Here is a 14,681-nt window from a genome sequence, read left to right as displayed (position 1 = left end):
GGCTTTGGAATATAAATGAAAATAACAATTTTACCGAATATATAAAAAATCTCGAAATTATTGTTGACAGCCTCCACCGCCGGGAATATCACCCTCTGCATGGCTGGAGCGGCGGTATGGCCGCGGCCTCCAGCCTCATAATAACCGCTCTCACGCTTCAGCTTTAAGTCTGCCGCTTTCAGGAATGGCTGCCGGAAAGGCCGCCACCGCAACCAAGGAGGATTACCGATGGCCCATACCGGCGTTCTGCGTCCCGGCTTTATTCAGCTCCGCGTGCTCGACATGCAATCAGCGGTCGAACATTACATCAAGCGTATCGGTCTCAACCGGGTAACGGAGGGGGCGGACGGCCGGATGTACTTGAAGGCTGCTGACGAATTCGACCACCACAGCATCGTCCTGCGCAAGGCTGATGCCCCCGGCGTTGACCTGATGGCCTTCAAGGTGCTGGAAGATTCGGATCTGGATTCCTTCGAGAAGCGCATTGTAGACTACGGATATGCGGTGGATCACGTCGCCGCGGGCGAGCAGCCCGGCATCGGCCGGCGTATCGGCTTCACCATCGCTTCCGGCCACCGGATCGAGCTTTACGCCCATGCCGAGCAGTCCGAGCCGAAGCCGCTGACGCATAACCCGAACATCTGGGTGAGCGAGCCGCACGGCATGCAGGCCAACCGTTTTGACCATGCGCTCCTCTACGGCCCGAAGATTGAGGAAAATCTCGATTTCTTCACAAAGGTTCTGGATTTCCGCTGCGCCGAGCGGGTTGACACGCCAGGCGGCCTTCTCGCCATCTGGCTCACCTGCGGCATGAAGGCGCATGACATCGCCTTCGTCAATCACGCAGAGCCGAACAAGCTGCATCACGTCTCCTTCGAACTCGAAAACTGGGACAGCGTCGGCCACGCCGCTGACATCCTGACCCATTTCGATATTTCCATCGATATCGGGCCGACCCGCCACGGCATCACGCGCGGCCAGACCATCTACTTCTTCGACCCCTCCGGCAACCGCGATGAGGTCTTCGCCGGCGGCTACACCTATTATCCTGACAACCCGACCCGCACCTGGGACGAAACCCAGATCGGCAAAGGCATTTTCTATTACGAACGCGTTCTTAACGAAGCGTTCCTCTCTGTCGTAACCTGAAACAAAACGGCGGCAAGGCCATGAGCATTTTCCGTTCAACCGTCACCATCACTTCCGCCGCCGGGCTGCGTGCCGTGCAGGCCGCGGTGGCTGATGCCGCATCGCGCGGGGTTGCCGTGGTGGCTTGCGCGGTGGACCCCGGCGGCGCGCTCGTCGCCTGCTTGCGCGCCGATGGGGCGTTTGCCGCCTCGGTGGATATCGCCCGTGACAAGGCATGGACCGCGGCGATTTTCGGCATCTCGACGGACGATCTCTGCAAACGCCTCTCGCAGCGTGAAGTGGTGCGTGAAGGGCTGGCGATGCGCCCCGGCGTGGTGCTGTTCGGGGGCGGCGCGCCGCTTCGGCAAAATGGCAACATCATAGGCGGAATCGGCGTTTCCGGCGGTTCGGAGGACGACGACCGCGCCGGTGCCGCGGCCGGGCTGCGCGCGCTCGGCCTGGATTGATTATAAGGGACAAATTTTTCATGACCTTCTCATTATCCGCTGCCCGCCGTGATGCGGCGCATTTCATTGATGGCGCCTTCACCCAGGGCGGCACCGGCAAATTCTATGATAACATTTGCCCTGTTGACGGCTCGCGCATTGGCGCCGTCCCCGAGGGCGGGCGCGCCGAGATCGACGCGGCGGTAAAAGCCGCGCGCGCCGCGCTGGATGGCCCCTGGGGCCGGATGTCGCTGAACGAGCGCTCAGCCCTGCTAGGCAAGGTCGCCGCCGAGATCAACCGCCGCTTCGATGAATTCCTGGCCGCCGAATGCCTGGACACCGGCAAACCGGCAAGCCTTGCCTCGCATATTGATATCCCCCGCGGCGCGGCTAACTTCACGATGTTCACTGATGTCGCGAAAACCGTATCCACAGAATGCTTCACCACGCCTACACCCGATGGCAATGGCGCGATGAATTATGCGCTGCGCCGTCCGCGCGGCGTCATCGCGGTCATCTCGCCCTGGAACCTGCCGCTGCTGCTGATGACCTGGAAGGTTGGCCCGGCGCTGGCGCTGGGCAACACCGTTGTCGTCAAGCCCTCCGAGGCCACGCCCCTCACCGCCACGCTGCTCGGCGAGGTGATGAATTCCGTAGGTGTGCCCAAGGGTGTTTACAACGTCGTGCATGGTTTCGGCGGCAATTCGGCGGGGGAATTCTTAACCCAGCATCCTGGCGTCAACGGCATCACCTTCACCGGCTCCACCCGCAGCGGCGAGGCGCTTATGCGCGAAGCCGCGCGCGGCGTGCGCCCTGTCTCGCTGGAACTGGGCGGCAAAAACCCCGCGCTGGTCTTCGCCGATGCCGATCTGGATAAGGCGATCGAAGGCACGATGCGCTCGGCCTTCGCCAATTGCGGCCAGGTCTGTCTCGGCACCGAGCGGATTTATGTCGAACGCCCGGTTTTTGATGAATTCGTCGCGCGGCTGAAGCTGGGCGCCGAGGGGCTGAAGTTCGGCAGCCCGGAAGATCCCGCCGCCAATCTCGGCCCGCTGGTCAGTGAGCAGCATCGTAAAAAAGTGCTCTCCTACTACGCGCGGGCTGTTGCGGAGGGCGCCACCATCATCACCGGCGGCGGCGTGCCGGACATGCCGGGCGAACTCGCCGGCGGCGCCTGGGTCCAGCCGACGATCTGGACCGGCCTGCCCGACGATGCCTCGGTGGTGAACGAGGAAATTTTTGGTCCTTGCTGCCACATCCGCCCGTTTGATACCGAGGAGGAAGCCATCCGTCTCGCCAACGCAACGCCCTACGGCCTGGCGGCTTCGGTATGGACGGAAAATCTCTCGCGCGCGCATCGCGTCGCGGCCCGCATGGAGGTTGGCATCTGCTGGGTGAATTCCTGGTTCTTGCGCGATCTGCGTACAGCCTTCGGCGGCGCGAAAGCGTCGGGCATCGGCCGCGAGGGCGGGGTGCACTCGCTTGAGTTTTACACCGAAATCACTAACGTCTGCGTCAAACTCTGAGAGCGGAACAACAATCATGACCATATCTTCAAAATCCACGGCGGATGCCATCCGCGCCGCCGCCGATCTGTTGTTCGAGGCGGCGCGCAGCGGCACCCCTTGTGCTCCGGTGCGCACGCTCCTGGCCGAAGGCGATGTCGCGGGAGCCTACGCGGTGCAGGAGCTCAACACGCAGCGCGCGCTGGCCGCCGGCCGCCGCCTGGCAGGCCGCAAAATCGGCCTCACCTCGGTTGCCGTGCAGAAACAGCTGGGCGTCACCCAGCCTGATTACGGCATGCTCTTCGCCGACATGGCGCGCGGCGAGGCGCAGGACGTATCGCTGGCCGATGTCCTGCAGCCCAAGGTCGAAGCTGAGATTGCTTTCGTGCTGGGGCGCGATCTCATGCATGAGCAGCTCACGGCGGCGGATCTCTTCCGCGCCATCGAATATGCCGTCCCCGCCGTGGAAATCGTTGGTTCGCGCGTCCAGAACTGGGACATAAAAATCACCGACACCATCGCTGACAACGCCTCCTCCGGCCTTTATGTGCTGGGCTCGCGCCCGGTACGGCTGCCGGACTTCGACCCGCGGCTGTGCGGCATGGTCATGGAAAAATCCGGCGAGCCCGTCTCCGTCGGCGCGGGTGCCGCCTGCCTGGGTTCACCGCTGAACGCGGCGCTCTGGCTGGCGCAGGTGATGGCGCGCGCCGGTCATCCGTTGCGCGCGGGCGATACCATTCTCTCCGGCGCGCTGGGGCCGATGGTCAGCGTCCAGCCGGGCGATGTATTCGATGTACGCATCGAGGGCCTCGGCGCCGTGCGCGCCGCTTTTGCAAACGAATAATCATGGCCACTTCAAACTCCGCGAGGCAGTAACATGACCAATCTTTCCGAACTGGCGGCAGGCCTCGACGAAGCCGCGCGCACCGCCACCGCCGTGCCGCAGCTCACCGATACTTACCCAAATCTCTCGGTGGCTGATGCCTATGCCATCCAGGCGCTCTCGGTGGCGCGGCGCTGGGCGCGCGGCGAGCGCCGCGTGGGCTACAAAATGGGCCTCACCTCGCGCGCGAAAATGCAGCAAATGGGGGTTGCCGAGGTCATCTGGGGCCGTCTGACGGACGCGATGCGCCTTGAGGAAGGCGGCGAGATGTCCCACGCGCGCTACACGCATCCGCGCGTCGAGCCTGAAATCGCCTACGTCATGCGCAAGCCGCTATCGGGCAACGTCTCGCCCGCCGAAGCGCTGGACGCGGTGGAAGCCATTGCCCCGGCAATGGAGATCATTGACAGCCGCTACAGAAATTTCAAATTCGCACTGGCTGACGTGATTGCCGACAACTCCTCCTCCTCGGGCTTCTACCTCGGCGCCTGGGCCAAGCCTTCCACCGATGTCTCCAACCTCGGCATCATCATGGAGCTTAACGGCCACCCGGTGCAAATCGGTTCCACGGCGGCGATTCTGGGCAACCCGATCCGTTCGCTGGTCTGCGCCGCGCGCCTCATCGGCAGCGTTGGCGAGCGTCTGGAGCCAGGTGACATCGTGCTCGCCGGCGGCGCCACCGCCGCCCACGCGCTCACCCCTGGCGATTTCGTGCGTACCAGCTTCCAGAAGCTGGGCGCCGTGTCCTTCAACGTAACCGCTTAAAGGAGGCCGCAATGCCGATTGTTGAAGTCACCATGATGGAAGGCCGCAGTTTCGCGGCCAAGGAAGCCATGGTCGAGAAAGTCACGGTGGCGCTGATGGAGACGGTCGGCGCCCCGCGCGATGCGGTCCGGGTCATCATCCGTGAGGTTCCGCCATGGCATTTTGCCGCTGGCGGCGTCCTCAAGGGCAAGCCGCCTGGCGAGAGCGCGATCGTTTGAGGTTCGCTCAACCGAGCGAGCCGAAAGCGTGAATCGCCCTCGGAAATATCGCCAGACCTGATCGCGCTTAAAGCGATCAGGCTAGAGACTGCGATGGCCTAAAGCGCCTGGTCCAGAGCTTCCAGAAGCATCGCGGCATGCGGCGGGCCAAAGGGCAGGGGCGGGCGGATTTTCAATACATTCCCATCCGGTCCCTCGGTGCCGATCAACACGCCCAGATGGCGCATCTTGTTGGCAATCTGCTTTGCCAGCTCCGGCGCCGGCGTGCGCAGTGCGTGGTCGCGCACAATCTCCACGCCAACCATCAGCCCGCCGCCGCGCACATTCCCAATGGCAGCATGCCGCCCGGCCAGCGTCTTAAGCCCTTCGCGCAGCAGCTTGCCGGTGGTCCGCGCGTTGTCCTGCAATTTCTCGCCCTGCAATATGTCCAGCGTGGCCAGTGCGGCGGCAGCAGAGACAGGGTTGCCCCCAAAGGTTGAAAAAAAATCGATCTTGTCAGTAAACGCCTGCAACAAATCGGGCCGTGTCACCACCGCGCCGGCCGGGTGCCCGTTGGCCATCGGCTTGCCCAGCGTTACCATGTCGGGCACCACGCCATGGCGCGCAAACCCCCAGAAGGCATCGCCCATGCGCCCGAAGCCTGATTGCACCTCGTCGCCGATTACCAGCCCCCCCGCCGCGCGGACCTTGGCCGCCACCGCTGCCAAATAGCCTTCCGGCACATCCAGTATGCCGTTGGAGACAAAGGCTGAATCAATGATCAGCGCGGCCACGCCGTGTCCGCTCGCCTGCAACATGGCAATCGCGCGGTCGGCATCCGCCGCATAGCCGGCCGCCGCCCCGGCGCCGCCAAGCCGCCCGCGATAGGTATCGGGCGCCTCCAGCGTCTGCACGAAGGGGGCCAGCGGCTGCGCGAAGGGGCCATAATACGGCGAAAGCGCCGCCACCGCATCGGTCACGCCATGATACGCGTTGGCCATCACCAGGGCTCCGCCGTGCCCGGTCACGGTTTTGGCAATCCGCCAGGCCGCATCATTCGCCTCCGAGCCGCTGTTCACGAACAGGCAAGTCTCCAGCCCCTCGGGCATGGTGGCGGTGAGCCGCTCGGCATATTCCACCACCGTCTCGTGCAGGTAGCGGGTGTTGGCGCACAGGGTCGCCATCTGGCGGCCTATGGCCTCCGCCACGCGCCTGTTCCCGTGTCCTACGGCGGGCACGTTATTGTAAGCGTCGAGATAGCGCCGCCCATCCGGCGCGTAGAGAAACACGCCCTCGCCGCGCACCAGATGCACAGGCTCCCGGTAGGAAAGTTCCAGCCCCCGCCCCAGCACGCGCCGCCGCCGTGCGGGCAGGGCCTGCGCGTCATCCTCCGCCTTGCGCGCCGCCACGGCGCGGAATTTCGCTACCACGGCCTCGCGCCCGGCGGCCAGAAACGCCTCGATAGCCGGGGCGCTCAGCGCGCTCAGACTGCCAAGCTTCGCCGCGCCCTCCGGGTCGTTATGCCGCCGCCAGGCGTGAATGGTCGCGCTCTGCGCATGCCGGGCGATGATGGCCTCGAATAAGGCGGGGAATTCGGCATCCTCCAGCGGTGTCACCGCGTTATATCCGGCGATCACCTCGGCGGCGTAATCAATGGGGGACATGTTGCTGCCCGTGGTCTCGGCGGCGGTCACCGCGATGTCGAACACCAGCGGCGCGTGGATCATGTCGCCAAAATCGAGCAGCCCGGTTATCGTGCTGGCCGTATTGTCTATCAGCATGTTGCCGGGATGCAGGTCGTTATGCACCATCTGGTGGCGCAGCCGCGCCATCTCGGGCATGAAGGCGATGAAGCGGTCAAGCGCGCCCTCAACCAGCGCCCTGGTTGCCGCCGGTTCGATCAGTGTGGCGGAGGGCCGCAGTTCCACGATCCGGCGCAGGTCCCACACGATCCGCTGCCCCGCGGCTGGATGAAAATAATTCGCCAGCGCCCGGTTCAGCCGCGCCAGCGTGGCGCCGGTGTTGCGCAGCAGCGCCACGCCGGGCTCCACGCCTTCCATGATCCGCCCTGGCTGAAACCGCAGCGCCCGCACGATATGCGCCACCCCGGCGTCATCCTTCACCCGCGTATAGGCTTCGCCGTTCAGCGTTCTGTGGACGCGCGGCACCGGCAGGGCAGGGTCCATCATCGCGATATGCTCAAGCGCCCCGGTCTGGAATTCAACCGTGGCGGCATCTTCGTCGGGCCCCAGGATTTTCAGGATGATCCCATCCCCTGCTTCGGGGCGGATCCGAAAATTCTGGTCGCGCTCGCCATAGAGCAGCTGCGCGGTGCCGGCCACGCCGAAAACATCCCATGCCAGCATTTCCGCCGTATCCCGCGTGAAGGCGGGCGGGCTGGTCTGGAGCGCGACGAGACGGGACTCTGTGGTCATGGCTTAAGCCTCGGGATGTTGGATGCCCATAACTACTCCCAAGCCATGCAAGCGCAAGATGCCGCCGCATCGCCGCCCCCGCGGCGAGGATTCACGGTCCCGCCCATTTGCGCTATGACTCCCCGGCCCGCAACACCCCGGCCCCGCCATTGCCGAAACTTCAGGAAACCGCATGTCCAAACCCCAATATGTGCTCACCCTCTCCTGTTTGAACCGCCCCGGCATCGTTGCCGCGGTCAGCACCTATTTGTTCGAGCACGGCGCGGATATCCGCGAGGCGCAGCAGTTTGACGATGATGAAAGCGGCAAGTTCTTCGCTCGCATCGGCTTTGATCTTGTTGGCGGCAGCGGCATTGAGGCCTTGCGCGAGAATTTTCACAGCATCGCCGAACCGTTCAAACTCACCTACAGCATCAACGACCATGCCACCCCGCGCCGGGTGCTGCTGCTGGTCTCCAAATTCGACCATTGCCTTGTTGATCTGCTGTATCGCTGGCGCATTGGCGAACTCGCGATGACGCCCGCCGCGATCATTTCCAACCATGGGCGCGAGCATTTCGCGGGGATCGACCTGGGGGGCATTCCCTTTCACCATCTGCCGGTCACCAGGGATACCAAGATGGAGCAGGAGGGCCAGATCTGGGCGCTGGTGAAGGAGACCAAATCAGAACTTGTTGTGCTGGCCCGCTACATGCAGGTGCTTTCCGATGCGCTGGCAGCGAAACTAGCTGGCAAATGCATCAATATTCATCATTCGTTTCTGCCGGGGTTCAAAGGCGCGAAGCCTTACCACCAGGCGCATGGCCGCGGCGTGAAGCTGATCGGCGCGACCGGCCATTATGTCACCACCGACCTTGATGAAGGCCCGATCATCGAACAGGATGTCGAGCGGATTTCCCACGCCGACACGCCAGATGATCTCGTGCGCAAGGGCCGCGATATTGAACGCCGTGTTCTTGCCCGCGCCGTCCGCTACCACCTTGAAGACCGGGTCATCCTCAACGGCAAAAAAGCCGTCGTGTTCACGGTGTAGCGTCGTGAGTCATTTTTCGATTCTTGTTGTCCTCACCCTCGCCGCCGTGCTCGAAGCCGGTGGCGACGCCTTGGCCCGCACCGGCCTCCATGCGCACGCCATGGGAATGCGAATGGGCTTTTTTGCTTTGGGCGCCGCCGTCCTGTTCAGTTACGGCATCACCGTCAACCTTCCCAACTGGGATTTTGGCAGACTCCTCGGCGTCTATGTCACCTTGTTTTTTGTGGTCGCGCAGGCCATCAACCTTGCCGCATTCGGGGTGCGCCCGAGCTTGCCTATCCTGTGCGGCGGCGTTCTCATCGTTGCCGGTGGATTGTTGATGACCTTCTGGAAAGCATAGGCATCAGGCGGCGGCTTGCAGCATTGCCGCGCGCGGGAAGGCCAGAGAACCGCGGTGCCCTGCCGGCTTGCAGAAAAAATTTTACATGTTTTCTGCAAAATCGGTAAATCCTTTACAATATTACACATTGTTTTTACAAAATTGACTCCCTTTTTTCCGAAACAATGTCTACTTGGTGCATTGCAACACGCATCCTCACCAACGGCAACGGAAAACGCAGATGTCCTATCAAGAGCATATTACGAAACTGACCCACCTTATCCAGAGCAAGAACGGCACCTGGGACGGTATCAATGCTGAATCCGTCGAGCGGATGCGGTTGCAGAACCGTTTCCATACCGGTCTGGATATCGCCAAATACACGGCCGGCATCATGCGTGCTGATATGGCGGCCTACGACGCTGACCCGGCGAATTACACCCAGTCGCTCGGGGCCTGGCATGGGTTCATCGCCCAGCAGCAGATGATCTCCATCAAGAAGCATTTTGGCGCCACCAAGCGCCGCTACATCTATCTCTCCGGCTGGATGGTTGCGGCCCTGCGCTCGGATTTCGGCCCGCTGCCGGATCAGTCGATGCATGAGAAAACCTCGGTTCCGGCGTTGATCGAGGAGATTTATACATTCCTGCGTCAGGCCGACGCCCGTGAACTGGGGCTGCTGTTCCGCGATCTGGATGCGGCGCGCGCGGCGGGCGATCTGGCCAAGCAGAAGCAGGTGCAGGCGAAGATTGATAATTTCGAGACCCATGTTGTTCCTATCATCGCTGATATTGACGCGGGTTTTGGCAATGCGGAAGCAACCTATCTGCTGGCCAAGAAGATGATTGAGGCGGGCGCCTGCGCGCTGCAGATCGAGAATCAGGTCTCGGATGAAAAGCAGTGCGGGCATCAGGATGGCAAGGTGACCGTGCCGCATGAGGATTTCATCGCGAAAGTCCGTGCCTGCCGCTATGCTTTCATGGAGCTTGGTGTTGAGAACGGGATCATCGTGACCCGCACGGACTCGCTGGGCGCTGGTCTGACCAAGCAGATTGCCGTCTCCCATACGCCGGGCGATCTGGGAGATCAGTATAATGCGTTCCTGGATTGCGAAGAAGTGGCGCCGGGCGATGCGCGCAATGGCGATGTCATCATCAACCGCAACGGTAAGCTGCTGCGCCCCAAGCGCCTGCCCTCCAATCTGTTCCAGTTCCGCGCCGGCACCGGCGAGGACCGTTGCGTGCTCGACTCCATCACCAGCCTGCAAAACGGCGCTGATCTGCTCTGGATCGAAACCGAGAAGCCGCATGTGGAGCAGATCGCCGGGATGATGGACCGTATCCGCGCGGTGGTGCCGAATGCCAAGCTGGTTTACAACAATTCACCGTCTTTCAACTGGACGCTGAATTTCCGCCAGCAGGTTTATGATGCGATGCAGGCGGAGGGTAAGGATGTGTCCGCTTATGACCGCGCGAAGCTGATGAGCGTGGATTATGATGCCACCGAGCTTGGGGTGCGCGCGGATGAGAAAATCCGCACCTTCCAGGCGGATGCCTCCAAGCGGGCGGGGATTTTCCACCATCTCATCACGCTGCCGACATACCATACCGCAGCACTTTCCACTGATAATCTGGCCAAGGAATATTTTGGCGCCGCCGGGATGCTTGGCTATGTGCTGAATGTGCAGCGTCAGGAAATCCGCCAGGGTATCGCCTGCGTGAAGCACCAGAATATGTCAGGCTCGGATATTGGCGACGATCATAAGGAGTATTTCGCTGGGGAAGCGGCGCTGAAGGCGGGTGGCGCGCATAACACGATGAACCAGTTCGCGGCGTAAGCCGCGGGGGGAGCGCAAGCAGGGCAGCCCGGGGGAAACTCCAGGCTGTTTTTTTGTGCTCCACGTGGAGCATTTGCGGGAAATTCTCGATAACGTATTGTTAGTAAAAGATTGTTTTTTACTTGCGCCCCAATTTGTGCGGGTTTGGTACGAAAATGGAATGATATGGCTGATCCGGGAGACGCCGGCTTTCGCGGACATGAGGTGAAAAGGCGAGGGGAATTTACGCCCCTACATCTCGGGCGCCCAGGTTTTGGTTGCGAAGTTGTGATGCGCCTCGACGTAGCGCACGGTGCCTGATTTGCTGCGCATGACGATGGAGTGGGTGAAGGCGCCGCCACCTTCACGGCGCACGCCCTTGAGCATCGGGCCGCCGGTGACGCCGGTGGCGGCGAACATGACGTCGCCCTTGGCCATGTCCATGATATTGTAGATGCGGTTGGGGTCGCTCACGCCCATGGTGCGAGCGCGCGCGATCTGCTCCTGGTCCTCGAACAACAGCTTGCCCTGCATCTGGCCGCCGATGCAGCGCAACGCGGCGGCGGCCAGCACGCCCTCCGGCGCGCCGCCGGAGCCGAGATACATGTCAATCCCGGTGAAGGACTGGCTGACGGCGATGACGCCGGCGACGTCGCCGTCGCCGATGAGGGTGATGCGCGCGCCCGCCTCGCGGGTTTTCGCGATTATTTCGGCGTGGCGCTCGCGGTCGAGCATGCAGATCATCAGGTCGGAGATGTCAATTTTCTTGGCGCGGGCGAGGTTTTTGAGGTTCTCGGCCACGGGGGCGTCAAGCGAGACCACGCCTTCGGGCAGGCCGCCGCCGACCGCGATTTTTTCCATGTAGATGTCTGGCGCGTGGAGGAAGTTGCCGCGCTCGGCCAGGGCCACGGTGGCGATGGCGTTGGCGCCGCCCTTGGCGGTGATGTTGGTGCCTTCCAGCGGATCGACCGCGATATCCATATGCGGGCCGCCGAGACCGACTTTTTCGCCGATGAAGAGCATCGGCGCCTCGTCCATTTCGCCCTCGCCGATGACCACGGTGCCGCTTATGGCCACGGTGTCAAACGCCTTGCGCATGGCTTCCACCGCCGCGCCGTCGGCCTCGTTCTTTTTGCCGCGGCCGATCCAGCGCGAGGCGGCGATGGCGGCGGCCTCGGTCACGCGGACGAGTTCAAGGGCGAGGTTGCGGTCGGAGACGTCTCCGAGGCGGCGTGCGGTCATGGCTTGTCTCTCTTGTTTGGTATTTGGCTTATTTGGGCTCGATGCGGATGAGGGCGGGGGGTTCCTGCACGCAATCCAGCCTGGCGATGCGCGCGATGGCGGCGCTGATGGCGGCTTCCACCGTGTCATGCGTGACCAGGACGATGGGCACCGCCTCGCCGGGCTTGCGCCCGTGCTGGAGCATGGATTCGAGCGAAATGCCGTGTTCGCGCAGGATGGCGGTGACATCGGCGAGCACGCCGGGCTGGTCGGTGACCATCAGGCGCAGGTAATAAGCCCCGGTGAGGGCGGCGATGGCGACCGGGCGCGAGGGCGCCAGGGCCGATTGGGCGGCGCCCCAGACGGGGATTTTACTGCCGCGCGCGATGTCGATCAGGTCGGCCACGACCGCGCTGGCGGTGGGGCCGGCGCCAGCGCCGCGACCTTGGCAGAAGACGGGGCCGGAGAAATCACCCTCCATCAGCACGGCGTTGAACACGCCTTCCACCGCGGCGAGGAGCTTGCTCACCGGCACCATGGCCGGGTGGACGCGCATGGAGACGCCCGCCGGTGTTTGCTGCGCGATGCCAAGCAGCTTGATGCGGTAGCCGAGTTCCTCGGCGAAGCTGATGTCCAGCGCGGAGATGTGACGGATGCCCTCGATATGCACGGCCGAGAAATCAACGTTCTGGCCAAACGCCAGGGCGGCGAGGATGGTGAGTTTGTGGGCGGCGTCCACGCCGTCAATATCGAAGGCGGGGTCGGCTTCGGCGTAGCCGAGCGCCTGGGCGTCGGCCAGGACTTCGGGAAAGTCACGGCCTTCCTCGCGCATGGTGGTGAGGATGTAGTTGCAGGTGCCGTTGAGGATGCCCGCGACGCGCGAGACGTGGTTGGCGGCGAGGCCCTCGCGCAGCACCTTGATGACCGGGATACCCCCGGCGACGGCGGCTTCGAAGCCGAGCGGGAGACCAGCGGCCTCGGCCGCGGCGGCGATGGCGGCGCCGTGCACCGCGAGCAGCGCCTTGTTGGCGGTGACCACGGGGCGGCCAGCGGCGATGGCGGCTTCCACCAGGGCTTTGGCCGGGCCATCGGCGCCGCCGATGAGCTCGACCACGACATCGACATTGGGATCGGCGGCGAGGGAGAGGGCGTTGCCGTGCCAGGTGATGCCGGCGAGCGCGATGCCCCGGTCTCGTGATTGGTCCCGCGCGGAGACGGCGGTGACGCTGATGGGCCGCCCGGCGCGCGCGGTGATGAGGGCGGCGTTCTCAGCCAGCAGGCGCACGGTGCCGGCGCCGACGGTGCCAAGGCCGGCGATGCCGACTTTAAGCGGGGTCATTGGCCGTCCTCCAGGGCGATGTCATCTGCGGGAACGGTGCTGTCCGTGGCGAGGAAGTGGCGGATGTTGCGCAGGGCCTGGCGCAGGCGGTGGGTGTTCTCAACCAGGGCGATGCGGACGTGGGAGTCACCATATTCGCCGAAGCCGATGCCTGGCGCGACCGCGACCTTGGCTTTTTCCATCAGCAGTTTGGAGAATTCCAGGCTGCCCAGATGGGCGTAGCGCGGCGGGATCGGCGCCCAGGCGAACATCGAGCCGGCGGGGGAGGGAACATCCCATCCGGCGGCGTGCAGGCCCTTGATGAGAATGTCCCGGCGTTCCTTGTAGAGGGCGCGCATGTCGTCCACGCAATCCTGCGGGCCGTTGAGGGCGGCGGTCGCGGCGACCTGAATGGGGGTGAAGGCGCCGTAGTCGAGATAGGATTTCATGCGCGTGAGCGCGGTGATGAGGCGCGGGTTGCCGGCGCCAAAACCCATGCGCCAGCCGGGCATGGAATAGGTTTTGGACATTGAGGTGAACTCGATGGTGATGTCCTTGGCGCCGGGAACTTCCAGCACCGAGGGCGGGGGCGGACCTTCGAAATAAATTTCGGCGTAGGCGAGGTCCGAGATGATGAACAGCTCGTTCTTTTTCGCCAGCGCCACCAGCTCCTTGTAGAAATCAAGGCTGGCCATGTGGGCGGTGGGGTTGGAGGGGTAGTTGACGATGAGCGCCGTGGGTTTTGGCACGGAGTGGCGCACGGCGCGGTCGATGGCGCGCAGCATGTCCTCGCCCGGCTCGGCGGGGATGGAACGCACGGAGGCGCCGGCGATGATGAAGCCGAACTGGTGGATGGGGTAGGAAGGGTTGGGGACCAGGATGGTGTCGCCCGGGGAGGTGATGGCGGCGGCGAGGTTGGCCAGCCCCTCCTTGGAGCCGAGCGTGGCGATGACCTCGGTGTCAGGGTTCAGTTTCACGCCGAAGCGGCGGTCATAATAGGCGGCGAGCGCGCGGCGCAGGCCGGGTATGCCCTTGCTGGTGGAGTAGCGGTGGCTGCGCGGGTCCTGCACGGTCTCGACGAGTTTGGCGACGATATGCGGCGGCGTGGGGCTGTCCGGGTTGCCCATGCCGAGGTCTATAATGTCCTCCGCGATGGCCCGCGCCTTGGCTTTGGCGGCGTTCACCTCGGCAAAGACATAAGGGGGCAGGCGGCGGATGCGGTGAAACTCTTCGGTCATGGAACGCTCAAGGTCTCTCTGTAAGGGGTTGGTGGAGGCTTAATATACCAATTGCACGAAGCCGCCAGAACCAGAGGGCTGGGCCACGAGTTTTATCGCACTTGCGGGGACGCCGGCGGCGGTGAGGGCCTCGCCCAGGCGCTGCGCGCGGGCAAGCGCGAGGGCGAAGGAGCTGCCGAAACCACCGGCGAGGATGTGCGCGTTGCTGGCCTTGGCGTGCGCCGCGGCGATTGCCCTGACGCGCTCCGCGGCGATTGCCCTGACGCGCTCCGCGGCGATTGCCTTGATGGGGGCGAGCGCGGCCGCCGGCAGAAGGGCCGAGCCGGGGGGGAAGGCCAGGGCCACTGGCGGGCCGTTGGTTGGCGGTGCGGGCGGTG

General features: G+C 63.6%; 13 protein-coding genes and 1 pseudogene. 9 read left to right on the top strand and 5 right to left on the bottom strand.

Translation table 11 applies throughout. The annotated features are described in order from the left end of the window. Positions 1-228 precede the first annotated feature (228 nt). From HKL97_RS00170 to HKL97_RS00145, 6 genes are read left to right on the top strand one after another with little or no spacing between them, the layout of a single operon-like run. Positions 229-1,149 carry a catechol 2,3-dioxygenase gene (locus tag HKL97_RS00170; protein WP_291421655.1) on the top strand — a complete coding sequence of 307 codons (921 nt, stop codon included), beginning with the start codon at positions 229-231 and terminating at the stop codon, positions 1,147-1,149. A 20-nt stretch (positions 1,150-1,169) separates the two neighbouring features. After that, positions 1,170-1,595 carry a heme-binding protein gene (locus HKL97_RS00165; protein WP_291421653.1) on the top strand — a complete coding sequence of 142 codons (426 nt, stop codon included), beginning with the start codon at positions 1,170-1,172 and terminating at the stop codon, positions 1,593-1,595. Between the two features lie 20 nt (positions 1,596-1,615). Then, complete coding sequence (locus tag HKL97_RS00160) at positions 1,616-3,100, top strand: 2-hydroxymuconic semialdehyde dehydrogenase (protein WP_291421651.1); 1,485 nt, start codon at positions 1,616-1,618, stop codon at positions 3,098-3,100. A gap of 16 nt (positions 3,101-3,116) precedes the next feature. Beyond that, complete coding sequence (locus HKL97_RS00155) at positions 3,117-3,923, top strand: 2-keto-4-pentenoate hydratase (protein WP_291421649.1); 807 nt, start codon at positions 3,117-3,119, stop codon at positions 3,921-3,923. Between the two features lie 33 nt (positions 3,924-3,956). Then, positions 3,957-4,727 (top strand): 2-keto-4-pentenoate hydratase, encoded by a 771-nt coding sequence (locus HKL97_RS00150; RefSeq protein ID WP_291421648.1) that lies wholly within the window; start codon positions 3,957-3,959, stop codon positions 4,725-4,727. 11 nt (positions 4,728-4,738) lie between these two features. After that, entirely contained in the window at positions 4,739-4,945 is a 207-nt protein-coding gene (locus tag HKL97_RS00145; protein WP_291421647.1) for a 2-hydroxymuconate tautomerase, read from the top strand. A gap of 98 nt (positions 4,946-5,043) precedes the next feature. On the opposite strand, the gene HKL97_RS00140 is transcribed toward HKL97_RS00145, so the two are convergent. Next, a complete protein-coding gene (locus HKL97_RS00140; RefSeq protein ID WP_291421645.1) occupies positions 5,044-7,359 on the bottom strand; it encodes an aminotransferase class III-fold pyridoxal phosphate-dependent enzyme in 2,316 nt (771 codons plus the stop codon). A gap of 172 nt (positions 7,360-7,531) precedes the next feature. On the opposite strand from HKL97_RS00140, the gene purU reads away from it, so the two are divergent. The 3 genes from purU to HKL97_RS00125 all read left to right on the top strand — a co-directional run bounded on the left by purU (position 7,532) and on the right by HKL97_RS00125 (position 10,548). Next, complete coding sequence (purU, locus tag HKL97_RS00135) at positions 7,532-8,392, top strand: formyltetrahydrofolate deformylase (RefSeq protein WP_291421643.1); 861 nt, start codon at positions 7,532-7,534, stop codon at positions 8,390-8,392. A gap of 4 nt (positions 8,393-8,396) precedes the next feature. Then, positions 8,397-8,732: a hypothetical protein gene (locus HKL97_RS00130; RefSeq protein WP_291421641.1), complete on the top strand. Its 336-nt coding sequence runs from the start codon at positions 8,397-8,399 to the stop codon at positions 8,730-8,732. 220 nt (positions 8,733-8,952) lie between these two features. Beyond that, the gene (locus HKL97_RS00125; RefSeq protein WP_291421639.1) at positions 8,953-10,548 is read left to right on the top strand and encodes an isocitrate lyase; all 1,596 of its coding nucleotides are present in this window, start codon (positions 8,953-8,955) and stop codon (positions 10,546-10,548) included. A 231-nt stretch (positions 10,549-10,779) separates the two neighbouring features. On the opposite strand, the gene glpX is transcribed toward HKL97_RS00125, so the two are convergent. The 4 genes and pseudogenes from glpX to HKL97_RS00105 all read right to left on the bottom strand — a co-directional run. After that, positions 10,780-11,769, bottom strand: coding sequence for a class II fructose-bisphosphatase (gene glpX, locus HKL97_RS00120; protein WP_291421637.1), 990 nt, complete (start codon positions 11,767-11,769; stop codon positions 10,780-10,782). A 28-nt stretch (positions 11,770-11,797) separates the two neighbouring features. Further along, positions 11,798-13,087 carry a homoserine dehydrogenase gene (locus HKL97_RS00115; protein WP_291421636.1) on the bottom strand — a complete coding sequence of 430 codons (1,290 nt, stop codon included), beginning with the start codon at positions 13,085-13,087 and terminating at the stop codon, positions 11,798-11,800. Further along, complete coding sequence (locus HKL97_RS00110) at positions 13,084-14,304, bottom strand: LL-diaminopimelate aminotransferase (RefSeq protein ID WP_291421634.1); 1,221 nt, start codon at positions 14,302-14,304, stop codon at positions 13,084-13,086. Before HKL97_RS00110 ends, HKL97_RS00115 begins: the two co-directional genes overlap by 4 nt. Before the next feature lie 39 nt (positions 14,305-14,343). After that, positions 14,344-14,681: pseudogene (locus tag HKL97_RS00105) on the bottom strand (hypothetical protein); the annotation flags it as partial.

The sequence above is a fragment of the Acidocella sp. genome (assembly GCF_013044125.1).
GTDB lineage: Bacteria > Pseudomonadota > Alphaproteobacteria > Acetobacterales > Acetobacteraceae > Acidocella.
The sequence above is the reverse complement of the archived record's forward strand: the minus strand, read 5'-3'. Positions and strand labels throughout refer to the sequence as shown.